This is a genomic window from Ectopseudomonas khazarica (assembly GCF_017915135.1).
GTDB classification, from domain to species: Bacteria; Pseudomonadota; Gammaproteobacteria; order Pseudomonadales; family Pseudomonadaceae; genus Aquipseudomonas; species Aquipseudomonas khazarica.
Genome location: NZ_CP068551.1, coordinates 4,130,805 through 4,155,124 on the forward strand (window position 1 = coordinate 4,130,805; position 24,320 = coordinate 4,155,124).

A 24,320-nucleotide genomic window follows, 5' to 3' on the forward strand; every position below is an offset into this window, starting at 1 on the left:
CTTCGGGTAAACTGCGCCCCTGTTTCATTTGCCCATCGAGACCGCCATGCCGATCCGTCACTGCATCGTCCACCTGATCGACAAGAAGCCCGACGGCAGCCCCGCCGCGCTGCATGCCCGCGACAGCGAGCTGGCCACGTCGCAAGCCATGGAGAACCTCCTGGCCGACCTCAACGAGAGCTACAACGCCAAGCAGGGCAAGGCCTGGGGCCTGTTCCACGAGGAATCCGGCGCCTACCCCTTCAGCGGCTGGCTCAAGGCCTACCTCGATGGCGAGCAGGACTTCACCGCCTTCAGCCGCCAGGCCGTGGAACAGCTGCAGAAGCTGATGGAAGAGTCCAACCTGTCCACCGGCGGCCACGTGCTGTTCGCCCATTACCAGCAGGGCATGACCGACTACCTGGCCATCGCCCTGCTGCATCACAGCGAAGGCGTGGCCGTCACCGACGCGCTGGACGTGACCCCGGCCAAGCACCTGGACCTCGGCCAGCTGCACCTGGCCGCGCGCATCAACATCAGCGAGTGGCAGAACAACAAGCAGTCCAAGCAGTACATCTCGTTCATCAAGGGCAAGAACGGCAAGAAGGTCTCGGACTACTTCCGCGACTTCATCGGCTGCCAGGAAGGCGTCGACGGCCCCGGCGAGACGCGCACCCTGCTCAAGGCCTTCAGCGACTACGTGGAAAGCGAGGACCTGCCCGAAGAGCAGGCCCGCGAGAAGACCAAGACACTGGTCGGCTACGCCAGCGGCCAGGCCAAGATGGGCGAGCCGATCACCCTGGAAGAGCTCTCCGGGCTGATCGATGAAGAGCGTCCCAAGGCCTTCTACGAGCACATCCGCAACAAGGATTACGGCATGGCCCCGGAGTTTCCGGTGGACAAGCGCACCCTCAGCCAGTTCCAGCGCTTCACCGGCCGCGCCGAAGGCCTGTCGATCAGCTTCGAGGCGCACCTGCTGGGCTCGAAGGTGGAGTACGACGAAGGCCGCGACATGCTGATCATCCGCCAGCTGCCGACCCAGCTGAAGGATCAGCTCAAGCGCCGCCAGGACTGAGATGGACCTGCGCCTCGGCGACGCGCTACTGGCGAGCTGCCGCTGCCAGGTTGCGGCGCCGCTGGCAGGCGACCCGGCGCGTACCTTCGGCCTCGACAAGCACGCGGCCAAGGCCCGCCTGGCACGACTCCGGCCCTGGCTGCAGGACCAGCAGACACGCCTGTGGGCCAATCGCCGCCAGGCGCTGCTGCTGGTGCTGCAAGGGCCTGACTGCAGTGGCAAGGACGGCGTGATTCGCCGGGTCCTGAGCGCCTGCAACCCACAGGGCCTGAGCATTCACGGCTTCCAGGCGCCGAGCGCGCAGGAGCGCCAGGCACACTTCCTCGAACGCTATCGCCAGCGCCTGCCGGCACCGGGCATGCTCGGGGTGTTCAACCGCAGCCACTACGAAGCGCTGATCTGCGACCCGCTCGACGGCTTGTGCGGCGAGGACGAGCTGCCCACGCGTCTGGCCGAGTTGCTGGCGTTCGAGCGCCAGCTGCCTGCCCGCGGCATCCATGTGCTCAAGTGCTACCTGCAGATCGACGCGGACGAGCAGTACCAGCGCCTGCGCCAACGCCTGGAAAAGCCGGAGAAGCGCTGGAAGCTCAAGCGCAGCGACCTGCAGTCGCATCGCCAGTTCGCAGAGCGCCAGCGCCGCTGGAGCGACCTGCTCAGTGCCAGCCACAGCGCTGATGCGCCCTGGTACGTGATCCCCGCGCACAAGCGCTGGCTACGCGACCTGCTGCTGGCCAGCCTGCTGGCGCGTGAGCTGGAGCGCCTGCAATTGCAGTGGCCGGATCGCCCGCCACCCTTTACTCTGGCGCAATTGCAAGCCGCCACCCCGCACAAGGACGTGTCCCGATGAAGAAGATCCTGCTGATTCTCGCCGCTCTGGCCCTGTTCCAGCACTGGGACAAGCTCGAGCGCTGGCTCAATCCGCCACAGGCCAGCACCGCCAGCGGCGAGATCGTGCTCTATGCCACCAGCTGGTGCGGCTACTGCGCCAAGACCCGCGAACTGTTCGCCGCCGATGGCATCGCCTATCGCGAAGTGGATATCGAGAAGGACAGCGCCGGCCGCGCCACCTACCAGGCCCTGGGCGGACGCGGCGTGCCGGTGATCGACATGCGCGGGCAGGTCATCCACGGCTACGACGTGCGCGCCATCCGCGCGGCCTACTGAGCCTCAGACACCTTCACGCCGCCACTGCCGCGGGCTGATGCCGAACCAGCGGCGGAAGGCCCGCGAGAACGCGCTGGTTTCCGAATAGCCGAGCAACAGGGCCAGCTGCGAGATCGGCAGCTGCGGCTCACGCAGGTAGCGGTTGGCCAGTTCGCGGCGCACGTTGTCCACCAGTTGCGAGAAGCTCAGGCCCTGCTCGCGCAGGCGCCGCTGCAGGGACCAGCTGGTCATGCCCAGCAGCTCGGCCACCTCCTCCAGCGCCGGCTCGCCGTACAACAGGCGCTGACGGATCTGCTCGCGCACATCGTTGACCATGTCCCGCTCGCCACGGCCGCACAGGCTGCTGATCTGGTTCAGCGAATCCTGCATCACCATCAGCAGCACGGAATCGCTGTCCGGCATGGCACGGTTCAGGCCGCGCTTGGGAATCAGCAGCGAGTTGAATGGCTGCTCGAAGTACACCGGCGCATCGAACACCTTACAGTGCTCGTGCCAGCATTCCGGTCGCGGGTGCTCGAAATGCACGGCGCGCGGCGCCCATTGGCTGCCGAGCACATGACGCACCAGGTTGAGCACCATGCCCAGGGTCAACTCGGCGTCCTGCCGCCGACTGAGAATGGCGCCATGGCGCACCTGATAGTCGAAACGGTAGCACTCGCCCTCGTCGACCAGGCGAATCAGGCTGTTGCGCTGATGCAACGGGAAGGCCCGCGCGAAGTTGATCAGCGCCTGTTCGAGCGTGGCCGAGCACAGCCCGATGTAGCCCAGCAGGCCGAGAGCCTGGGGCTTGAACTGCTGACCGTAGTACAGACCGAAGTTGTCGCAGCCGGACTGGTGCGCGGCCTCCTCCAGCACCTGGCAGTAGTTGGGCAGCGCCAGGCTCAGGGTCGGGTGGCGCAGGCACTCGGGGTCGATGCCGGATACGCCGAGAATGCGATCCGGATCACCGCCGTGCTTTTCGATGAATCCACACAGGCCGCTCGCCGCCGCTGCCAGCACACCGGCATTGGCCGGGGCACCGGACAGGAGCGAGGCACCGAGCGTAGCGCCGGCCTGAGAGAGAAAAGAACTCATCAGGTCCTCCTTCGTGACAATGGCTGTTCGAAAGCAAGAAACACGCCGCACCACCCTGATGCAGCCAGCCAGGCGTTTCCAGCCTCGACGCGACATCAAAGGGCAGCGCCATGCCTGGCGAGTGAGTCGTTTTGAAACACTCGCACCAAAACAAGGCAGGCGAGTTGACCCATTGCGACACGCCCCGCCAGCGGCAGACGAAGTTGACTTTGCACGACAGCACCTCGCCCTTGCGGTCAAGTTGCGCAGATGAAATCGGCTCATGATCGGTCCGAGCCCCAGGGTTCGCTGTCGCTCGATCCGAGCCGCACCCCTGGCTGGACATCCCAGCTCACCTGCTACGCACAACTAGAACAACATCGTTTCGGAGAACGCTCATGCTCTATGCCAAACCCGGTACCCCAGGCGCCGTCGTCACCCTCAAGCCGCGCTACGGCAACTACATCGGTGGTGAATTCGTCGCCCCGCTCAGCGGCCAGTACTTCAGCAACACCAGCCCGGTCGACGGCTCGGTGATCGCCGAGTTCCCCCGTTCCAATGCCGCCGACATCGACAAGGCGCTGGACGCCGCCCATGCCGCCGCCGACGCCTGGGGCCGCACCAGCGTGCAGGAGCGTTCGCACATCCTGCTGAAGATCGCCGACCGCATCGAAGCCAACCTCGAACTGCTGGCCGTGGCCGAGACCTGGGACAACGGCAAGGCCGTGCGCGAAACCCTCAACGCCGACGTGCCGCTGGCCGCCGACCACTTCCGCTACTTCGCCGGCTGCATCCGCGCCCAGGAAGGCAGCACAGCCGAGATCAACGACGGCACCGTGGCCTATCACTTCCACGAACCGCTGGGCGTGGTCGGGCAGATCATCCCGTGGAACTTCCCGCTGCTGATGGCCGCCTGGAAGCTGGCGCCGGCCCTGGCCGCCGGCAACGCCATCGTGCTCAAGCCGGCCGAACAGACCCCGCTGTCGATCACCCTGCTGGCCGAGCTCGTCGGCGACCTGCTGCCGCCCGGCGTGCTCAACATCGTCCAGGGCTTCGGCCGCGAGGCCGGTGAAGCGCTGGCCACCAGCAAGCGCATCGCCAAGATCGCCTTCACCGGCTCCACCCCGGTCGGCTCGCACATCCTCAAGTGCGCGGCCGAGAACATCATCCCGTCCACTGTCGAGCTGGGCGGCAAGTCGCCGAACATCTTCTTCGCCGACATCATGAACGCCGAGCCGGCCTTCATCGAGAAGGCCGCCGAGGGCCTGGTGCTGGGCTTCTTCAACCAGGGCGAGGTGTGCACCTGCCCGTCGCGCGCGCTGGTGCAGGAGTCGATCTACGAGCCGTTCATGGCCGAGGTGATGAAGAAGGTCAAGCAGATCAAGCGCGGCAACCCGCTGGACACCGACACCATGGTCGGCGCCCAGGCCTCTCAGCAGCAGTTCGACAAGATCCTCAGCTACCTGGAGATCGCCCAGCAGGAAGGCGCCCAGGTGCTCACCGGCGGGGCGGCCGAGCGCCTGGAGGGCGACCTGGCCAGCGGCTATTACATCCAGCCGACGCTGCTCAAGGGCAGCAACGAGATGCGCGTGTTCCAGGAGGAGATCTTCGGCCCGGTGATCGGCGTGACCACCTTCAAGGACGAGGCCGAGGCGCTGGCCATCGCCAACGACACCGAGTTCGGCCTGGGCGCCGGCGTGTGGAGCCGTGACATGAACGTCGCCTACCGCATGGGTCGCGCGATCAAGGCGGGCCGCGTATGGACCAACTGCTACCACCTGTACCCGGCGCATGCTGCCTTCGGCGGCTACAAGAAGTCCGGGGTCGGGCGTGAGACCCACAAGATGATGCTCGACCACTACCAGCAGACCAAGAACCTGCTGGTCAGCTACGACATCAATCCGCTGGGGTTCTTCTGATCTGCCATTCCCCCGACAACCTCACCCCGTGACCTCGTCACGGGGTGCCAAGGAGTTACCTCAATGAGCAAAGAAACCCTTGCCACGCCTGCCTCGGCAGGCGGCGTGGAAACGGAAGCGGTCAGCGCCGACTACTTCGCCAGCCGCCAGTTGAAACAGGGCGCCGCCGGCTGGATCCTGCTGATCGGCCTGGGCGTGGCCTACGTGATCTCCGGCGACTATGCCGGCTGGAACTTCGGCCTGGCCCAGGGCGGCTGGGGCGGCATGTTCGTCGCCACGCTGCTGATGGCGACCATGTACCTGTGCATGTGCTTCTCACTGGCCGAACTGTCGTCGATGATCCCCACGGCCGGCGGCGGCTACGGCTTCACCCGTACCGCGTTCGGTCCCTGGGGCGGCTTTCTCACCGGCACGGCGATTCTCATCGAGTACGCCATCGCCCCCGCTGCCATCGCCTGCTTCATCGGTGCCTACTGCGAGTCGCTGTTCGGCATCGGCGGCTGGGTGGTCTACCTGGCCTTCTACGTGGTCTTCATCGGCATCCATGTGCTCGGGGCCGGCGAGGCGCTGAAGCTGATGTTCGTCATCACCGCCGTGGCGGCCATCGCCCTGGGAGTGTTCATCGTCGCCATGGTGCCGCACTTCCAGCTGGCCAACCTGTTCGACATCCCCGCCACCGAAGCGACCGGCGCCAGCACCTTCCTGCCGTTCGGCTACCTGGGCATCTGGGCCGCCCTGCCCTACGCCATCTGGTTCTTCCTCGCGGTCGAGGGCGTGCCGCTGGCCGCCGAGGAAACCAAGAACCCGAAACGCGACCTGCCGCGTGGCCTGATCGGCGCCATGTTGGTGCTGCTGGCCTTCGCCGGCCTGATCCTGCTGGTCGGTCCGGGCGGCGCTGGTGCCCAGGCGCTGATGGCCTCGGGCAACCCGCTGGTCGAGGCGCTGGAGAAGGTCTACGGCGGTTCCACCTGGATGAGCCAGTTCGTCAACCTGGTCGGCCTGGCCGGGTTGGTCGCCAGCTTCTTCTCGATCATCTACGCCTACTCGCGGCAGATCTTCGCCCTCTCCCGCGCCGGCTACCTGCCACGCAGCCTGTCGCTGACCAACCGCAACAAGGCGCCGGTGTTGGCACTGATCGTGCCTGGGATTATCGGCTTTGGTTTGTCATTGAGCGGCCAGGGCGACCTGCTGATCCTGGTAGCGGTGTTCGGCGCGACCATCTCCTACGTGCTGATGATGGCGGCGCACATCACCCTGCGCATCCGCCGCCCGGACATGCCGCGTCCGTACCGTACGCCCGGTGGAGTGCTGACTTCATCGGTCGCGCTGGTACTGGCGGCGGTGGCACTGGTCGCCGGTTTCCTGGTCGATCCACGGGTCGTGATCGGTGCGGCAGTCATCTACGCTCTGTTCATCGCCTATTTCGCCTTGTACAGCCGTCATCATCTGGTGTCCGGCACACCGGAGGAAGAGTTCGCCGCCATCCAGGCCGCCGAACGTTCGCTGCGCTGACAGGCTCAAGCGGCCGCCCACGGGCGGCCGCGACAGGAGGATTTGCATGGCCCGCTTCACCCATACCATCGCCAGCATGACCTGGAGCTTCGACAGCCTGCGCGAGCTGATGGCCAAGGCCACCCCGGCGCGCTCCGGCGACTACCTGGCCGGCGTCGCCGCCAGCAGCGACGCCGAGCGCGCCGCCGCACAGATGACCCTGGCCGAGGTGCCGCTCAAGCACTTCCTGCAGGAGGCGCTGATTCCCTACGAGCAGGACGAGGTCACCCGGCTGATCATCGACAGCCACGACAGCGCAGCCTTTGCCCCGGTCAGCCACCTCACGGTCGGCGGTCTGCGCGACTGGCTGCTCAGCGACGCCGCCGACGAAGCCGCCCTCACCGCCCTGGCAGCAGGGCTGACGCCGGAGATGGTCGCCGCGGTATCGAAGATCATGCGCGTGCAGGACCTGGTGCTGGTGGCGCAGAAGACCCGCGTGGTCACCCGCTTTCGCAACACCCAGGGGCTGCGCGGGCGCATGTCCACGCGCCTGCAGCCCAACCACCCGACCGACGACCCGGCCGGCATCGCCGCCAGCGTGGTCGACGGCCTGCTCTACGGCAACGGCGATGCCATGATCGGCATCAACCCGGCCACCGACAGCATGAGCGCGGTGTGCACCCTGCTGGAGATGCTCGACGCGGTCATCCAGCGCTACGAGATTCCCACCCAGTCCTGCGTGCTGACCCACGTCACCAGCTCCATCGCCGCCATCGAGCGCGGTGCGCCGCTGGACCTGGTATTCCAGTCCATCGCCGGCACCGAGGCGGCCAACGCCAGCTTCGGCGTCAGCCTCAAGGTGCTGCAGGAAGGCTACGAAGCCGGCCTGAGCCTCAAGCGCGGCACCCTGGGCAACAACCTGATGTACTTCGAGACCGGTCAGGGCAGCGCGCTGTCGGCCAACGCCAACCATGGCGTCGACCAGCAGACCTGCGAGACCCGCGCCTATGCGGTGGCCCGTCACTTCAATCCGTTCCTGGTCAACACCGTGGTCGGCTTCATCGGCCCGGAGTACCTGTACAACGGCAAACAGATCATCCGCGCCGGGCTGGAAGATCACTTCTGCGGCAAGCTGCTCGGCGTGCCAATGGGTTGCGACATCTGCTACACCAACCATGCCGAGGCCGACCAGGACGACATGGACATGCTGCTGACCCTGCTCGGCGCGGCTGGCATCAACTTCATCATGGGCATTCCCGGATCCGACGACGTGATGCTCAACTACCAGACCACCTCGTTCCACGACGCGCTCTACGCGCGCAAGGTCCTCGGCCTGCACGCCGCGCCGGAGTTCGAGGCGTGGCTGGCACGCATGGGCATCTTCCAGCAACAGGGCGGACAGCTGCGCATGGGCGACGAATTGCCCCCGGCGTTCCGCAAGGCCCTGGCCCAGCTGGCCTGATCATTCGAGGTTGTCATGAGCGAAAAGTCCCCCGCTACCGAAAACCCCTGGCAGCAGCTGCGCCAGCTGACACCGGCGCGCATTGCCCTGGGCCGGGCCGGCACCAGCCTGCCGACCAGCGCCCAGCTGGATTTCCAGTTCGCCCACGCCCAGGCGCGTGACGCCGTGCACCTGCCGTTCGACCACACGGCCCTGCGCGAAGCGCTGCACGACCGCCAGCTGCCGACCCTGCTGCTGCACAGCGCCGCCGCCGACCGCCACACCTACCTGCAGCGCCCGGACCTCGGCAGGCGCCTGCACGAAGACGCGGCCCAGCTGCTGGTCGACTATGCCGAAGAGCACGGCAGGGGCTACGACCTGGCCATCGTCATCGCCGACGGCCTGTCGTCGCTGGCGGTGCAGCGGCACAGCCTGCCGTTTCTCGATCGTCTGCTGGAGCAGGTACTGGAAGAAGGCTGGTCGCTGGCGCCGATCACCCTGGTCGAACAGGGCCGGGTCGCAGTGGCGGACGAGATCGGCGAACGCCTCGGGGCGAAGATGACGGTGATCCTCATCGGCGAACGGCCGGGGCTGAGCTCCCCGGACAGCCTGGGGCTGTACTTCACCTACGGGCCGAAAGTCGGCCTCAACGACGCCTACCGCAACTGCATCTCCAACGTGCGCCTGGAGGGCCTGAGCTACGGCATGGCCACCTTCCGCCTGATGTACCTGATGCGCGAAGCCTGCCGGCGCCAGCTCTCGGGGGTCGACCTCAAGGACGAGGCCGAGGTGCCGACGCTCGAAGACAGCGGGCCGGGCAACTTCCTGCTGCCCGATCAGCGCTGAGGCGGTCGCTCACCGCGTACCGCGAACAGGGTGCAGGATGAACCCTGCGCACTGCTGGCCGCCGTGGGGTGGGCGAGGACTGCAGCTGTCGCGGCTAAAGCCCCTCCCACAGTAGTGGCAGGGGCTTTTCTGGGAGCGGCTTAGCCGCGATCCTTGCGAGCGATCAGCGTGCTTCGATACGGAAGCCAAGGCGCGGGAAATGCACATGAACGGTGCCTGCGCGCTCGTCCTCACGACGCAGGATCAGTTCGTCGCGCCCGGCGAAGACCAGCTCGCCCTGCACCGGATCGACGCCATAGTCCACCGCCGCGATGCTCACCGCCTGACCGGGCACGAAGCCGTTGGGGTCGCTGAACGCCTCGTCCGGCAGCGCCGCCGGGCTCGCCTCGCTGGCGATGGCGATGGCCTGCTCGCTGCTCATCTCGCTCAACGAACCATGCCCGAAGCCCAGCACACGGCCGAGCCAGGCGGCGACTTCCGGGTAGTCATCGACCAGCGGCGAGGTCACCGGGGTACCACGCAGGAACCACAGACAGTGGGCCACGGCGAAGTCGGCATGCGAGGGTTCGCCGAAGAGGAAATCGCCCTGTTCGCGCTGCAGCTGTTGCTGCAACAGCCCCATCAGGGCCGGCCACTGGTGCCTGGCCTGCTCCAGCGGCACGCGGGTGGCCGTGCCACCGGAGAACAGCGCGCTGCGGTCGGCCGCGAAGGCCTTGGCGAATTCCGGCGGCACCTTGGCGAAACGCAGGGCCATGGACTCGGGCTGGAACACCAGCGCCACGGCATGCTGGAACAGGACCGAGTCGGCCCACTGGGCCAGCAGGCCGACATTGAACTCCTGCCCTTCGGGAAACAGCGCCGGCGCGGCTTTCTCGGCCTCGAGGCGACGGGCGATCAGCGCGGTATCGCAGTAGATGTCGGCACCGACCTGCAGCACCGGGGTCTTGCGGTAGCCGCCGGTCAGCGCGGTGAGATCGGGCTTGGGCATCAGCGGAGGGATCATCACCGAGCGCCAGGACAGCTGTTTGAAGCCCAGCATCAGGCGGGCTTTCTCGGCGAACGGCGAAGTGGGGTAATGGTGAAGAATCAACTCGTGCATGAGGCGCTCCGTATCAGGTCCGAATGCCCGTTCAAGGTCTGCGCTCTCTCAGCCATGTGACGCGGGCAGCGACTCAGCCTCGCAGACGTTGAAAAGACTCCAAGCCGTCAGCTTACCCGCGCCAGGGGGTCGCGCACACCGCCTTGGGCTGATGCGTCGCCATCAATGGCCAGAATGAGCGATTCCTTGGCTGCCTTGCTCAGGCGTTTGATCGCCCGCTCGCGACGCAGGGCATCGCCCTTGCCGGCACAGGCCTCGACGTAGGCCAGCGCCAGCGCCGGGCTGGTATGGAAGAAACGCGCGCCCTTGCCGGCCTGATGCTGGGCGAAACGCCGCTGCGGGTCATCGCTGATGCCGCAGTACAGGGCACCGTTGGCGGCGCGTACCAGGTAGACGAACCAGGCCTTGTCCGGCGCGGCACTCATGCGCGCCGCGGCAACCATTCGCGCGCCGAGCGCCACAGGCACATGCCGACGAAATAGGTCGAGGCGGCGAACCACAGGCCCAGCACCCACACCGAGTTGTGCGGGTACTGCAGGATCAGCAGCGCGCTGGAGAGCATCCAGACGAAGGTCACGAAGATGTTCAGCGGCATGAACTGGCGCACCCGGAAGGGGTGCAGGAACTTCATCTTGGTCAGGGTCAGCGCGGCCAGCAGCACGATCATGCCCAGGGTGATCCAGGGGTGCACATCGAGGATGTAGAAGTACAGCACCACCACGTTCCAGGCCGCCGGGAACCCCACGAAGTAGTTGTCCTGGCTCTTCATGTTCAGGTTGCAGAAACAGAACAGCGACGACAGCAGGATCAGCCCGACCGCGAACAACGGGGTGTAGTCGGGCAACGGGATGAAGCGGTAGAGGAAGATCGCCGGGATGAACACGTACGTCAGGTAGTCGATCACCAGGTCCAGGGTCGAACCATCGAAGTGCGGCAGTACGCTCTTGACGTCATAACGCCGCGCCAGCGAACCATCCAGGCCGTCGACCAGCAGGGCCAGGCCCAGCCACAACAGGCATTGCTTGGGCTGGCCATCGAGTACGGAGAGCAGGGCCAGCAGGGCGAGGATCACGCCACTGGCAGTGACGGCATGAACCCCCCAGGCCTTGGCCTGTTTAACGGCAACGATCAGTTCGGTCACGGCAGGTCTCGATGGGGCAGTGGTGGTGCAGCACACCGTGTGCGCACGCTTTATTAGCAATTGAGACCGGCTAGCCTACCACTGCGTTCCTTCGCCCGCCTCAGCGCGACGCGCGAAACTGCTCCAGACCACGTGCCGCCTGTCGTCTGATGGCAGCCTGGACCGGCGCCGCCCAGCCCAGCAGCAGGCCCTTGAGGCCGAGCGCCTGACGCGACCAGCGCCAGAGATCGAAGTGGTCGTGGTGCTCGACGATCAGGCCATCGCGGAACACGAAGCGCGCCTGGATACGGTTGACCACCTGTCGCCCCGTGGCGCTGAAGCGGTAGCTGGCCACCCAGCGCGCGCGGCCACCATGCTCGTCGGCCTCCACCCCGTCGAAGGTCAGCGAGAAGCCCTCGGCTCGGCTGCACAGCATGCGCCACATGTCCCCCGCCTGCGCACCTCGCAGATCGGTGAACACGGGGTCGGAGAAGTGCACGTCCTCGGCGTAGCAGCCGGCCATGCTCTCGGCGTCGAGACGCTGGAAGGCGCTGTAGAAGCGCTGGATCAGTTCGGCATTGGGGTGGCTCATGGGCGTTCCTGCGAATCGCTGATGAATGCAGCCTAGTCTGCGCGTCGCCCGCTCTGAAGACGATTGGCGATCAGGACAACTTTGTGTCAATAATCGCCAACCTTTTCACCGGATACCGCTATGCTGCGCATCGCGCTGTACGTCTGCCCCCAGACCATCTGCTCCAGCCTGAGCATGGCGCAGGACGCCTTCGCCCTGGCCAACCGCCTGGCAGCCGCGCCCTGCTTCAGGCTCCAGCGCTTCAGCCTCGATGCCCGTCCCGTGCAGCTGGAATTCGCCCAGATCCAGGTCGATGGCGGACTGGAGCTGGCGGAACAGGCCGACCTGCTGATCGTACCGGCCACCGGCAGCGCGGTCGGCCTGACCCTGGAAAGCAACGCCGGGCTGCTGCCCTGGCTGGCACACCGCGACCGCCAGCAAGTCGCCAGCCTGTGCAGCAGCGCCTTCCTGCTGGCCGCCGCCGGCCTGCTCGACGGGCGTCAGGCGACCACGCACTGGGCGCTGGCGGATGCCTTCGCCAGACACTACCCCCAGGTGCACCTGCGCAGCGACCTGCTGCTGACCGAGGATGGCCCGCTGTTCTGCTCGGGCGGCGCCCAGGCGGGACTCGACCTGTGCCTGCACCTGATCGCCCTGCACGCCGGTGAATGGCTGGCCCAGCAGGTGGCCGCCGCCATGGTGATCGAACGCCAGCGCGGCACGCAGACCCGCTTCGCCCCGCTGCTGCCGCACAGCGAAGACCGAACGCTGGCGCCGCTGCTGCAGTGGCTGCGCGAACACCATGCCGAGGCACTCGACCTGCCCCGTCTCGCCCGGCAGGCGCATTGCTCCTCGCGCACCCTGCTGCGCCGCTTCCGCCTGGCCACCGGGATGACTCCGGGCGAATACCTGCAACGCCTGCGCATCAGCCAGGCGCAGCAGGCGCTGGCCGAGTCGACGCAGTCGCTGGAGCAGGTCGCCTGCCAGGTCGGTTTCAGTGATCGCGCGACCTTCGCCAAGCGCTTCAAGCAACTGTGCGGCGAAACGCCCGGCGCGTTCCGCAAACGCATGCGACGCAGCAGCTGACCCGCCCGCCGGGCGACCACGAAAAAGGGAGCCCGCAGGCTCCCTGATGAATCGCGTGGCGCTGGCTCAGTGCAGGATCTGGCTGAGGAACAGCTGTGTACGCTCGTTCTGCGGGTTGGTGAAGAAGGTATCCGGATCGGCCTGTTCGACGATCTCGCCCTTGTCCATGAAGATCACCCGGTTGGCCACGGTACGGGCGAAGCCCATCTCGTGGGTCACGCAGAGCATGGTCATGCCGTCCTCGGCCAGACCGATCATGGTGTCGAGCACTTCCTTGACCATTTCCGGGTCCAGTGCCGAGGTGGGTTCGTCGAACAGCATGATCTTCGGCTTCATGCACAGCGCACGGGCGATCGCCACACGCTGCTGCTGGCCACCGGAGAGCTGTCCCGGGTACTTGCCCGCCTGCTCGGGGATGCGCACGCGCTCGAGGAAGTGCATGGCGATTTCCTCGGCCTGGCGCTTGGGCATCTTGCGCACCCACATCGGCGCCAGGGTGCAGTTCTGCAGCACGGTCAGGTGCGGGAACAGGTTGAAGTGCTGGAACACCATGCCCACCTCGCGACGAATCGCCTCGATGTGCTTGAGGTCACCGGTCAGCTCGGTGCCATCGACCACGATGCGCCCCTGCTGGTGCTCCTCCAGGCGGTTGATGCAGCGGATGGTGGTCGACTTGCCCGAGCCGGAAGGCCCGCACAGCACGATACGCTCACCCGCCTGCACGCTCAGGTTGATGTCCTTGAGCACGTGGAACTGGCCGTACCACTTGTTCACGCCCTGCAGCAGGATCATCGGCTCGGCGCTGGGTTGCTTGACTGCTTCACTCATAATTCACTCCTCTCGTGGGACCGATTCAGGATCTGGCGCTGCAGCCAGGCAAGGCGAAAACAGGTGAGGATGCGCAGCGTACTGGTGTACCTGAGCATTCCGGGACCGTTTTCAACGCCGCCTGACCGACGCGCAGCAGATACTGATCAGCTCCTAACGCTTGTGGCCGGTATCCAGCTTCCTCTCCAGTCGCTGGGAGTAGCGGGACATGCCGAAACAGAAAATCCAGAAAATCAGTGCGGCGAACACATAGCCTTCGGTGGCCATGCCCAGCCAGGCCGGATCGGTGGTCGCCTGCTTGATGCTGTTGAGCAGGTCGAACAGGCCGATGATGATCACCAGGCTGGTGTCCTTGAACAGGGCGATGAACACGTTGACGATGCCCGGAATCACCAGCTTGAGCGCCTGCGGCAGAATCACCAGGCCCATCATCCGCCAGTAGCCCAGGCCCATGGCCGCAGCGGCCTCGTACTGGCCCTTGGGAATGGCCTGCAGACCGCCACGCACCACTTCGGCGATGTAGGCGGACTGGAACAGGATCACCCCGATCAGTGCGCGCATCAGCTTGTCGAAGTGCATGCCCTCGGGCAGGAACAGCGGCAGCATCACCGAGGACATGAACAGCACGGTGATCAGCGGCACACCACGCCAGAACTCGATGAAGGTGACGCAGAGGACCTTGATCGCCGGCAGGTTGGAGCGTCGCCCCAGCGCCAGCAGGATGCCCAGCGGCAATGCCCCGCTGATGCCGACGGAGGCGATCACCAGCGTCAGCATCAGGCCGCCCCACTGACTGGTGGCGACCACGCTCAGGCCGAACACGCCGCCATGCAGCAGGCTCCAGGCGATGAGCGGATAGAGCACCAGGAACGCCAGGCCGTACAGCGCCTTGCGCGGCATCTGCGGGACGAACAGCGGCGCCGCGCCGACGATTGCCAGCCACAGGGTGGTGTCCACGCGCCAGCGCAGTTCGCTGGGGTAGAAGCCGTACATGAACTGGCCGAAGCGCTGCTGGATGAACACCCAGCAGGCGCCCTCCTGGGTGCAGTCGGCGCGGGTGCTGCCGACCCAGTTGGCATCGATGATCGCCCACTGCAGCAGCGGCGGCACCACCAGCCAGATCAGGTAGATCGCGAAGACGGTCAACAGGCTGTTGAACCAGTTGGAGAACAGGTTCGCCTTGAGCCAGCCCAGCACGCCAACGCTCATGCGCGGCGGCGGCAGGTCCGGTTTAAAAGTATGGGATTGCATGGCTGCTCCTTACCGCTCGGTCAGCGCAATGCGCTTGTTGTACCAGTTCATCAGCAGGGAAATGCTGATGCTGATGGCGAGGTAGACGCTCATGGTGATGGCGATCACCTCGATGGCCTGGCCGGTCTGGTTGAGCACCGTGCCGGCGAACAGCGAGACCATGTCCGGATAGCCGATGCCGGCGGCCAGCGACGAGTTCTTCGCCAGGTTCAGGTACTGACTGGTCAGCGGCGGAACGATCACCCGCAGGGCCTGCGGGATGATCACCAGGCGCAGGGTGATGCCCGGACGCAGCCCCAGCGAGCGGGCGGCCTCGGTCTGGCCATGGCTGACGGCCATGATCCCGGAGCGCACGTTCTCGGCGATGAAGGCGGCGGTGTAGATGGTCAGGGCCAGGGTCAGCGCCATCAGCTCGGGGATCATCACCCAGCCGCCGCGGAAGTTGAAACCGGCCAGCTGCGGCACGCTCCATTGCAGCGGGTTGCCGCCGACGAGCACGGCCAGGCCGGGAAGCACCACGATCAGCGCCAGCGAGGTCCACAGCAGCGGGAATATCTGGCCGGTGGCCTCACGCCGCTTCTTGGCCCAGCGCCCGAGGGCGACGATGCCGACGATGGTCGCCAGCAGCACCACGGCGAACAGCCCGAAGTTCTCCGACGGGCTCGGCGCAGGCAGGTAGAGGCCGCGGCTGTTGAGAAAGAAGGTTTCACCCACATCCAGGCTCTGCCGGGGACCAGGCAGGGCGAGGAACACGGCGAAATACCAGAAGAGGATCTGCAGCAACGGCGGGATGTTGCGGAAGATCTCGATGTAGACGGTGGCCAGCTTGTTGATCAGCCAGTTCGGCGACAGGCGCGCCACGCCGAGCAGGAAGCCGAGGATGGAGGCCAGCACGATACCGATGACCGATACCAGCAGGGTATTGAGCAGCCCGATCACGAAGACGCGGACGTAGCTGTCGCTCTCGGTGTAATCGATCAGGTGCTGGGCGATGCCGAAGCCGGCACTGTTGTTGAGGAAAGCGAAGCCGGAAATGATCCCGCGCTTCTCCAGGTTGGCCTGGGTGTTCTGGAAGAGAAACCAGCCGAGCGCCACGACAGCGACAACGGCGATGATCTGGAACAGCCACGCGCGCACCTGCGGATCGTTCAGGAACGATCCTCGCGGGCGCGGGGCATTAGCAGTCGTTTGCATAACAACCCTCTTGGAAGCCCCGGCCGCACGCAAGCCGGCCGGAGTTCACATCAGCGGAAACGACAGCGGCAGACTCCGAGAACCGGTCCATAGGCGCGCACGAGCCTATGAACAGATTCCCGCCTGCCGCTGTGGACGGTCAACGCACCGGCGGTGCGTACTGCAGACCACCCTTGTTCCAAAGGGCATTGAGACCACGCTCGATCTTCAGCTCGCTACCGGCACCCACGTTGCGGTCGAAGGACTCGCCGTAGTTACCGACCTGCTTGACGATCTGCACGGCCCAGTCTTTCGGCAGCTTGAGGTCCTTGCCGAACTCACCCTCGGCACCCAGCAGACGAGCGACGTCTGGGTTCTTGGTGGTCTTGGCGGTTTCTTCGACGTTGGCCGAGGTCACGCCCAGTTCTTCGGCGTTGAGCATGGCGAACAGGGTCCAGCGCACGATGTCGAACCACTCCTCGTCACCCTGACGGACGGACGGGCCCAGCGGTTCCTTGGAGATGACTTCCGGCAGCACCACGTACTCGTTCGGGTTGGCCAGCTTGATGCGCTGCGCGTACAGCTGCGACTGGTCGGAGGTCAGCACGTCGCAGCGGCCGGCCTCGACCGACTTGGCGCTCTCGTCGGAGGTATCGTAGGTGATGGGGGTGTACTTCATGCCGTTGGCACGGAAGTAGTCGGAGAGGTTCAGTTCGGTGGTGGTACCGGCCTGGATGCAGACGGTAGCGCCGTCCAGCTCCTTGGCGCTGGAAACGCCCAGCTTCTTGTTCACCAGGAAGCCCTGGCCATCATAGTAGGTCACGCCGGTAAAGTTCAGGCCCAGTGCCGCATCGCGCGAGCTGGTCCAGGTGGTGTTGCGCGACAGGATGTCGACCTCGCCGGACTGCAGCGCGGTGAAGCGCTCCTTGGCGGTCAGCGGGCTGTACTTGACCTTGCTGGCATCACCGAAGACCGCGGCAGCAACAGCGCGGCAGACGTCGACGTCCAGACCCAGGTAGTTGCCTTTCTCATCTGCATAGGAGAAGCCCGGCAGACCGTCGCTGATACCGCACTGCACGAAGCCTTTCTTCTGCACGGCGTCCAGAGTGGCGCCCGCCTGAGCGAAGCCACTGACGCCAAGCACCGCAGCGGTGGTCAGCATAGCCAGGGTGGATTTCACCATCTTCATCAAAAACCTCCAGTTGCTCTTGTTGTGTTGGAGTCTCAGTCCGGCTTCCCAACCCTTTTGAGGTGCACGCCCCGCTGGCAGCAACGAGGTCGGCGAGAAAATCGGACGTCAGGCGGGAGTCTAGTCGGCAATGCCCTCTGCTGGCCAACTGCCCCTGCCCTGCCCATTGGTTGAACGGGCCAGAGACGGATCGTCATCCGCCTGGGCGGCGTGCCGCCCGGACGGTCTACTAAGGAACCCCACACAGCAGATTCCTGCCTGTTGAGCAGTCGGCAATGGCACAGTGTTACCTTTGCCGCACTGCATCGTCAGTCCACATCTGCCTTAGCAAGCCCCGTACCAGCAGCCTGCAAAATGCAGGATGAACAAGGGTCAAGAGCAAAATGTTCACCCTTGCGACAACTTATTCACAGATTAGTCGAGACTGGCACATAGCGCCGCCCCAACATCGGGCACTCGCACCACACTGGAGCTACCAATGACCGCACCCATGATTCTGCAACCCCCACAAACCGCCGATGCCAGTGTGATCTGGCTGCACGGGCTGGGGGCCGATCGCTACGATTTCCTGCCGGTCGCGGAGATGCTGCAGGAGCGGCTGGCAACCACCCGTTTCATCCTGCCGCAGGCCCCCACACGCCCGGTGACCATCAATGGCGGCTGGAGCATGCCCAGCTGGTACGACATCCTCGCCATGAGCCCGGCCCGCGCCATCGACCAGGCGCAACTGGAGGCCTCCGCCGACCAGGTCATCGCCCTGATCGAAGCCGAGCGGGACAGCGGCATCGCCGCCGAACGCATCGTCCTGGCCGGCTTCTCCCAGGGCGGAGCGGTGGTGCTGCATACCGCCTTCCTGCGCTACGCCGAAACGCTCGGCGGCGTGCTGGCGCTGTCGACCTACGCCCCGACCTTCAGCGATGAAATGCAGCTGACGGATACAAAAAGACAACTGCCGGTGCTGTGTTTGCATGGCAAATTCGATGACGTGGTGACGCCCGACATGGGACGCGCCGCGCATGATCGCCTGCACGCCTGCGGAGTGCCGGTGCAATGGCGCGACTATCCGATGGCGCATGAGGTACTGCCGGAGGAGATTCGCGATATCGCCGACTGGTTGAGCCAGCTGCAAGCCGGCTGACCGAACCGAAGAGACGCACAATAAATGAGCACAGCGCCCCTGATTCGCACCCTGCAGGACATCGAGCAGATCGAGGCCGTCGCACTGAGCGAACGCGACCTGCCGCCGAGCACCTTCGAGCTGATCCGCCGGACGGCCAGTGCGCGACCCGATGCCCCGGCGCTGTCGTTCATTCTCCAGGGCAGTGGCGAGGAAACCCCGCTGCGCCTGAGCTACGCCGAGCTGCTGGGCAAGGTCACCCAGACCGCCAACGCCTTCCACCGCCTGGGCCTGCGCCCGGGGAAGGCCGTGTCGTTCCTCCTGCCGAACCTGCCGCAGACCCACTACACCATCTGGGGCGGCGAAGCGGCCGGGATCGTCAACGCGATCAACCCGCTGCTCGATCCCGAGCATATCGCCGAGCTGATCCACGCCTCGGACTCCGAACTGCTGGTGACCCTCGCCCCCTTCCCCGGTACCGACCTGTGGGACAAGGTGCAGGCCCTGCGCGGGCAACTGCCCGAGCTGAAGGCGATTCTCTGCGTGGACATGGCCAACCTGCTGCCCGAGCCGCAACGCAGTGCGCTCAAGGCCCAGCGCGGCGCATGGCCGGAAGGCGTGCTGGACTTCGACGAGACCATCGCCGCCTGCCCGAACGACCACCTGGAAAGCGGCCGCGTCATCGCCGCGAACGACGTCGCCAGCTACTTCCACACCGGTGGCACCACCGGCACGCCCAAGCTCGCCCCGCACAGCCATGGCAACGAAGTGGCGATGGCCTACAGCATGAACCTGGTCACCCGCTTCGGTCCGGGCGACGTGACGCTCTGCGGCCTGCCGCTGTTCCACGTCAACGGCGTGGTGGTCACCGGCCTGGCTGCCTTCATCGGCGGTGCCGAGGTGCTGCTGGCGACGCCACAGGGCTATCGCAACACCACGCTGATCGGCAATTTCTGGAAAGTCATCGAGCGTCACCGGGTCAGCTTCTTCAGTGGCGTACCGACCATCTATGCCGGGCTGCTGCAGGTGCCCAGCGAAGGCCATGACCTGTCCTCGCTGAAGTACGCGCTGTGCGGTGCGGCGCCGATGCCGGTCGAGCTGATCCGTCAGTTCGAGGCCAAGACCGGCCTGACCCTGATCGAAGGCTACGGCCTGACCGAAGGCACCTGCGGCAGCTGCGCCAACCCGCCGGCCGGAGAACGGCGCCCGGGCTCCATCGGCCTGCGCATGCCCTACTGCGAGGTGAGCATCAAGGTCCTCGACGACCAGGGCCGCTACCTGCGTGACGCCGCGCAGAACGAGATCGGCAACCTGTGCATCCGTGGCGCGACGGTGTTCAAGGGTTACCTGCAGACGAGCAAGAATGCCGGCATCTGGGTCGACGGTGACTGGTTCAACACTGGCGACCTCGGCCGCGTCGATGCCGATGGTTACATCTGGCTGACCGGCCGCAGCAAGGACCTGATCATCCGTGGCGGGCACAACATCGACCCGCAGATGATCGAGGAAGCGCTGCACAAGCACCCTGCCGTAGCCATGGCCGCAGCCGTCGGCAAACCGGACGAGAAAGCCGGCGAGCTGCCGGTGGTCTACGTGCAACTGAAACCCGGCAACCAGGCCAGCGAGGCGGAGCTGCTGGAGCACGCGGCGGCGCACATCCCCGAGCGCGCGGCCATCCCCAAGAACGCCTGGATCGTCGACGCCATCCCGTTGACCGCGGTGGGCAAGACGTTCAAGCCGGCACTGCGCTTCGACGCCATCGCCCGTGTCTACCAGAGTGACCTCGCCGCGCTGCATCCCGCCATCCGCGTCGAGGTGCTGAGCGATGACCAGGCCGGGCAGCTGGCCCATGTCCATGTGCCGAACCAGGACGAGGCGCTGGCATCGGCCATCGGCGAGCGTCTGGCCGGCTACGCCGTCGGCCACCGCATTCATTTCGCGCCGTGATCTCGAGCACACACGAACAGGCATCAGTTAACAGCTTCGCACCGAGGTACAACCATTGGTCGGTGAGGCTTTGCCCGAGCATTGCCAGGCCTGCGGCCCAAGAATAATGTCAGAGATTATTCGTGGACATGACAGGGAGCGTTGGTTTTGCCTTCCGGCGTTTTTGCCCGGTCTGGCACGACGAGATCGCGATGAAATCGGCGCACTGGCAGGCAGACCTGCAGCAAGTTCAGCAACTGCGGCTATTTCACAACGTCGCGGCCAGCAGCCTCGATCAGCTGCTGCGGGAGTTTCGTGCCTGTGAGCTGGAAGCAGGCGAAGTCCTGCTCTCCCCCTTCAATCGCAACCAACACCTCTACCTGCTGATTTCAGGCCAGTTGCGCGTCTACCTCGGCTCACTGGACAACCAGGCCGTGAGCACCCTGGAAGTGGGCGACTGCGCAGGCGAGATCAGCTTCATCGACAACGAGCACCCTTCCGCCTATGTGGTGGCCGAGCGTCCCTCGGTCGTCCTGCGCCTGCACCGTGAGTCGCTGATCGCCCTGTTCCAGCAATCGCCGCAGCTGATGCAGAACCTGCTGGAGCTGCTCTGCGAACGGGTTCGCCAGGGCAACCGGCAGATTCTCGACAGCGAGCAGAATGCCAATGTCGACACCCTCACCGGCTGCTTCAACAGGCGCTGGCTGGAGCATGTATTCGAGCGCGAGAGCACCCGCTGCGCCTTCAACGACGAGCCGATGTCGCTGCTGATGCTGGATGTCGACCACTTCAAGGCCTACAACGACCAGCATGGCCACCTCGCCGGCGACTACGCCCTGTGCCTGGTCGCCCACACCCTGCGCAACCAGCTCCGCCCCAAGGACAGCCTGATACGCTTCGGCGGCGAGGAATTCGTCATCCTGCTGCCGGAGATCGCCGATCAGGATGCCCGCACCATCGGCGAGCGACTGCGTGCCAGCCTGGAGCAGATCGACTCGTTCTACTCGCCGGTCGGCGTGCTGCCGGGCGTCACCATCTCCATCGGCCTGGCGCAGATGCAGCACAGCGACAGCCTGTCGGGACTGATTGCCCGCGCCGACGCCGCGCTATACCAGGCCAAGCAGCAGGGGCGCAACTGCCTCTGCGGCTGAATCGCCCCCGCACACGCCCGCAGTAGAACTTCCCTGCTAGAGTGCCCGGCATAACAACACGCCTGGATGGCCACTCATGCGCAAACTCCTGCTCGCCCTGTTGCTCCTCGTTCCCCTCTGCGCCCTGGCCGTTCTCGGCCTGCCGTCGCTGCTCGACGCGAAGATGAACAGCGTCGCCAGCCCGCCGCCCTACAGCACCAGCGCCAGCGCGCAGAAACTGCACCAGGGCCTGTTCGTCGCCGACCTGCACGACGACGCCCTGCTCTGGGAGCGCGACCTGCTCAAGCGCTACGACTACGGGCACTCGGACCTGCCGCGCATGCTCGAGGGGCGTCTCGGCCTGCAGGTGTTCTCCACCGTGACCAAGACCCCACGCGGGCTGAACATGGAGAGCAATGGCGCCGACAGCGACAACATCACCCTGCTGGCGATGGCCCAGCGCTGGCCACGGGAAACCTGGAGCAGCCTGCTGCAGCGCGCCTTGTACCAGGCGCAGAAACTGCGCGATGCCGCGGCCGGCAGCGACGGACGCCTGGTGCTGATCCGCAGCCGCGAGGACCTCGCCGGCTTCATCGCCGCCTGGCAGCAGGACCCTCGCCGCGTCGCCGGGCTGCTGGCCACCGAGGGCCTGCAACCCATCGAGGGCAAGCTGGAGAACATCGACGTGCTGTACGACGCCGGCTTTCGCATCGCCGGCCTCACGCACTTCTTCGACAATGAAGTCGGCGGCTCGGCCCATGGCCTGAACAAGGGCGGCCTGACGCCGCTGGGGCGTCAGGTGATCGCACGCCTGGAAGAAAAGGCCATGCTGGTGGACCTGGCCCACGCCTCGCGCCCGCTGATCGATGAGGTGCTGGCCATGGCCACGCGCCCGGTGCTGGTGTCGCATACGGGGGTCGAAGGCACCTGCCCCGGCACCCGCAACCTCAGCGACAAGCATATCCAGGCCATTGCCGCCAAAGGCGGGGTCATCGGCATCGGCTACTGGAGCACCGCCGTGTGCGACACCTCGGTCGCGGCCATCGTCAAGGCCATCCGCTACACCGTCGACCAGGTCGGGGTCGAGCATGTCGCCCTCGGCTCGGACTTCAACGGCACCGTGCATACGCCGTTCGACGTGACCGGCCTGGCGCAGATCACCGAAGGCCTGCAGCAGGCCGGCTTCGACGACAGCGCCATCGCCGCGATCATGGGCGGCAACGTGCAGCGCCTGCTGCTGGCCAGCCTGCCGGAGCAATGAGGCGCTGACCACTCGGTCCCCTTGACAGACGCGAGCGAAGCACTTCGCCACGCTCGCGTCTTGCATTACACTGGCGAGCGTTCACTCCTTAACCAGTCGATGAGAAGCCCGTGCTCAAAGCACTCAAGAAAATGTTCGGCAAGGCCGAAGACGAGCAGCCACAAGCGTCCCCCGTAGCAGCGCCCAGCCCGGCCCGCGGCACAGACGACCAGCGCTCCCGCAAGAACAAACCCGCCCGTGCCGCCAGCGACAACGCCGGCACGCCCAGCCCGCAGCAGCAACCACGCCCCGCCAAGGCCGACAAGCCCCGTCGCGAACGCCCGGCCAAGCCGGTGGCCACCTGGAAACTGGAAGACTTCGTGGTCGAGCCCGCCGAAGGCAAGGTGCGCTTCCATGATTTCAGGCTCGCGCCCGAGCTGATGCATGCCATCCATGACCTGGGCTTCCCCTACTGCACACCGATCCAGGCCGGCGTCCTCGGTTACACCCTCAAGGGCCAGGATGCCATCGGCCGCGCCCAGACCGGCACCGGCAAGACCGCCGCGTTCCTCATCTCGATCATCACCCAGCTGCTGCAGACCCCGGCGCCGAAAGAGCGCTACATGGGCGAGCCGCGCGCGCTGATCATCGCGCCGACCCGTGAGCTGGTGGTACAGATCGCCAAGGACGCCGCCGAGCTGACCAAGTACACCGGGCTCAACGTCATGAGCTTCGTCGGCGGCATGGACTTCGACAAGCAGCTCAAGCAGCTGGAGTCGCGCTTCTGCGACATCCTCGTGGCCACCCCGGGCCGTCTGCTGGACTTCAACCAGCGCGGCGAGGTGCACCTGGACATGGTCGAGGTGATGGTCCTCGACGAAGCCGACCGCATGCTCGACATGGGCTTCATCCCGCAGGTGCGCCAGATCATCCGCCAGACGCCGATGAAGGGTGACCGCCAGACCCTGCTGTTCTCCGCCACCTTCACCGAAGACGTGATGAACCTGGCCAAGCAGTGGACGGTCAACCCGGCCATCGTCGAGATCGAGCCGGAGAACGTCGCCAGCGACACCGTCGAGCAGCACGTCTACGCCGTCGCCTCCAGCGACAAGTACAAGCTGCTGTACAACCTGGTCACGCAGAACGCCTGGGACCGGGTGATGGTCTTCGCCAACCGCAAGGACGAAGTGCGCCGCATCGAGGAACGCCTGACCCGTGACGGCGTCAGCGCCGCGCAGATGTCCGGTGACGTGCCGCAGCACAAGCGCATCAAGGTGCTCGAAGGCTTCCGTGCCGGACACATCCGCGTACTGGTCGCCACTGACGTGGCCGGTCGCGGCATCCACGTCGACGGCATCAGCCACGTGATCAACTTCACCCTGCCGGAAGACCCGGACGACTACGTGCACCGCATCGGTCGTACCGGCCGCGCCGGCACCAGCGGCACCTCGATCAGCTTCGCCGGCGAGGACGACGCCTTCGCCCTGCCGCCGATCGAAGAACTGATCGGGCGCAAGATCCAGTGCGAGATGCCGCCGGACGAGCTGCTCAAGGCCGTGCCGCGCAAGCACTGAAGCGACGGCGAGCGAACAAAGGCGAAGCCTGTGGCTTCGCCTTTTTCA

22 protein-coding genes are annotated in these 24,320 nt (G+C 65.7%); 13 read left to right on the forward strand and 9 right to left on the reverse strand.

Features of this window, described 5'->3' with window-relative positions; genetic code table 11:
- Positions 1-46 precede the first annotated feature (46 nt).
- The 3 genes from yejK to JLK41_RS19480 are packed head-to-tail and all read left to right on the forward strand — an operon-like array spanning position 47 to position 2,218.
- On the forward strand, positions 47-1,054 hold the full coding sequence (yejK, locus tag JLK41_RS19470) for a nucleoid-associated protein YejK (protein ID WP_210389627.1): 1,008 nt from the start codon (positions 47-49) through the stop codon (positions 1,052-1,054).
- A 1-nt stretch (position 1,055) separates the two neighbouring features.
- A complete protein-coding gene (locus JLK41_RS19475; protein WP_134676961.1) occupies positions 1,056-1,901 on the forward strand; it encodes a polyphosphate kinase 2 family protein in 846 nt (281 codons plus the stop codon).
- A complete protein-coding gene (locus JLK41_RS19480) occupies positions 1,898-2,218 on the forward strand; it encodes a glutaredoxin family protein (protein ID WP_037049770.1) in 321 nt (106 codons plus the stop codon). Before JLK41_RS19475 ends, JLK41_RS19480 begins: the two co-directional genes overlap by 4 nt.
- Before the next feature lie 3 nt (positions 2,219-2,221).
- Here JLK41_RS19480 and qhpR read toward each other — a convergent pair whose 3' ends face one another.
- Positions 2,222-3,292, reverse strand: coding sequence for an AraC-like transcriptional regulator QhpR (gene qhpR / locus JLK41_RS19485; protein ID WP_037049772.1), 1,071 nt, complete (start codon positions 3,290-3,292; stop codon positions 2,222-2,224).
- A 377-nt stretch (positions 3,293-3,669) separates the two neighbouring features.
- On the opposite strand from qhpR, the gene exaC reads away from it, so the two are divergent.
- The 4 genes from exaC to eutC all read left to right on the forward strand — a co-directional run bounded on the left by exaC (position 3,670) and on the right by eutC (position 8,968).
- Positions 3,670-5,190, forward strand: coding sequence for an acetaldehyde dehydrogenase ExaC (exaC, locus tag JLK41_RS19490; RefSeq protein ID WP_150606385.1), 1,521 nt, complete (start codon positions 3,670-3,672; stop codon positions 5,188-5,190).
- 63 nt (positions 5,191-5,253) lie between these two features.
- A complete protein-coding gene (gene eat / locus JLK41_RS19495; protein ID WP_037056018.1) occupies positions 5,254-6,702 on the forward strand; it encodes an ethanolamine permease in 1,449 nt (482 codons plus the stop codon).
- Between the two features lie 46 nt (positions 6,703-6,748).
- Positions 6,749-8,143 (forward strand): ethanolamine ammonia-lyase subunit EutB, encoded by a 1,395-nt coding sequence (locus JLK41_RS19500; RefSeq protein WP_150606387.1) that lies wholly within the window; start codon positions 6,749-6,751, stop codon positions 8,141-8,143.
- A 15-nt stretch (positions 8,144-8,158) separates the two neighbouring features.
- Entirely contained in the window at positions 8,159-8,968 is an 810-nt protein-coding gene (gene eutC / locus JLK41_RS19505) for an ethanolamine ammonia-lyase subunit EutC (protein WP_037056013.1), read from the forward strand.
- Positions 8,969-9,131: 163 nt separating this feature from the next.
- On the opposite strand, the gene JLK41_RS19510 is transcribed toward eutC, so the two are convergent.
- From JLK41_RS19510 to JLK41_RS19525, 4 genes are all read right to left on the reverse strand, one after another.
- A complete protein-coding gene (locus JLK41_RS19510; protein ID WP_047585067.1) occupies positions 9,132-10,067 on the reverse strand; it encodes a glutathione S-transferase family protein in 936 nt (311 codons plus the stop codon).
- A gap of 107 nt (positions 10,068-10,174) precedes the next feature.
- Positions 10,175-10,492, reverse strand: coding sequence for a GIY-YIG nuclease family protein (locus JLK41_RS19515; RefSeq protein WP_037056025.1), 318 nt, complete (start codon positions 10,490-10,492; stop codon positions 10,175-10,177).
- On the reverse strand, positions 10,489-11,208 hold the full coding sequence (gene pcsA, locus JLK41_RS19520) for a phosphatidylcholine synthase (RefSeq protein WP_152489473.1): 720 nt from the start codon (positions 11,206-11,208) through the stop codon (positions 10,489-10,491). The genes JLK41_RS19515 and pcsA overlap by 4 nt, the downstream gene beginning before the upstream one ends.
- A 100-nt stretch (positions 11,209-11,308) precedes the next feature.
- Positions 11,309-11,779, reverse strand: a complete 471-nt coding sequence (locus JLK41_RS19525) for a nuclear transport factor 2 family protein (protein WP_134678232.1) — start codon at positions 11,777-11,779, stop codon at positions 11,309-11,311.
- A gap of 120 nt (positions 11,780-11,899) precedes the next feature.
- On the opposite strand from JLK41_RS19525, the gene JLK41_RS19530 reads away from it, so the two are divergent.
- The gene (locus tag JLK41_RS19530) at positions 11,900-12,844 is read left to right on the forward strand and encodes a GlxA family transcriptional regulator (RefSeq protein ID WP_150606393.1); all 945 of its coding nucleotides are present in this window, start codon (positions 11,900-11,902) and stop codon (positions 12,842-12,844) included.
- A 66-nt stretch (positions 12,845-12,910) separates the two neighbouring features.
- Here the strand turns inward: JLK41_RS19530 and JLK41_RS19535 are convergent, their stop codons facing one another.
- The 4 genes from JLK41_RS19535 to JLK41_RS19550 all read right to left on the reverse strand — a co-directional run bounded on the left by JLK41_RS19535 (position 12,911) and on the right by JLK41_RS19550 (position 17,285).
- On the reverse strand, positions 12,911-13,672 hold the full coding sequence (locus JLK41_RS19535; protein WP_037056004.1) for an amino acid ABC transporter ATP-binding protein: 762 nt from the start codon (positions 13,670-13,672) through the stop codon (positions 12,911-12,913).
- 153 nt (positions 13,673-13,825) lie between these two features.
- Complete coding sequence (locus tag JLK41_RS19540) at positions 13,826-14,923, reverse strand: amino acid ABC transporter permease (RefSeq protein WP_037056002.1); 1,098 nt, start codon at positions 14,921-14,923, stop codon at positions 13,826-13,828.
- Positions 14,924-14,932: 9 nt separating this feature from the next.
- On the reverse strand, positions 14,933-16,117 hold the full coding sequence (locus JLK41_RS19545; protein ID WP_037056000.1) for an amino acid ABC transporter permease: 1,185 nt from the start codon (positions 16,115-16,117) through the stop codon (positions 14,933-14,935).
- Positions 16,118-16,256: 139 nt separating this feature from the next.
- Positions 16,257-17,285, reverse strand: coding sequence for an amino acid ABC transporter substrate-binding protein (locus JLK41_RS19550; RefSeq protein WP_037055998.1), 1,029 nt, complete (start codon positions 17,283-17,285; stop codon positions 16,257-16,259).
- Between the two features lie 478 nt (positions 17,286-17,763).
- Here JLK41_RS19550 and JLK41_RS19555 point away from each other — a divergent pair, with 478 nt between their 5' ends.
- From JLK41_RS19555 to rhlB, 5 genes are all read left to right on the forward strand, one after another.
- Positions 17,764-18,423 (forward strand): alpha/beta hydrolase, encoded by a 660-nt coding sequence (locus JLK41_RS19555; protein WP_037055996.1) that lies wholly within the window; start codon positions 17,764-17,766, stop codon positions 18,421-18,423.
- Between the two features lie 24 nt (positions 18,424-18,447).
- Entirely contained in the window at positions 18,448-20,349 is a 1,902-nt protein-coding gene (locus JLK41_RS19560; protein WP_210389628.1) for an acyl-CoA synthetase, read from the forward strand.
- 191 nt (positions 20,350-20,540) lie between these two features.
- Entirely contained in the window at positions 20,541-21,479 is a 939-nt protein-coding gene (locus JLK41_RS19565) for a GGDEF domain-containing protein (protein ID WP_037055992.1), read from the forward strand.
- A gap of 76 nt (positions 21,480-21,555) precedes the next feature.
- Entirely contained in the window at positions 21,556-22,719 is a 1,164-nt protein-coding gene (locus JLK41_RS19570; RefSeq protein WP_210389629.1) for a dipeptidase, read from the forward strand.
- A gap of 110 nt (positions 22,720-22,829) precedes the next feature.
- A complete protein-coding gene (gene rhlB, locus JLK41_RS19575) occupies positions 22,830-24,272 on the forward strand; it encodes an ATP-dependent RNA helicase RhlB (RefSeq protein WP_210389630.1) in 1,443 nt (480 codons plus the stop codon).
- Positions 24,273-24,320: the final 48 nt, after the last annotated feature.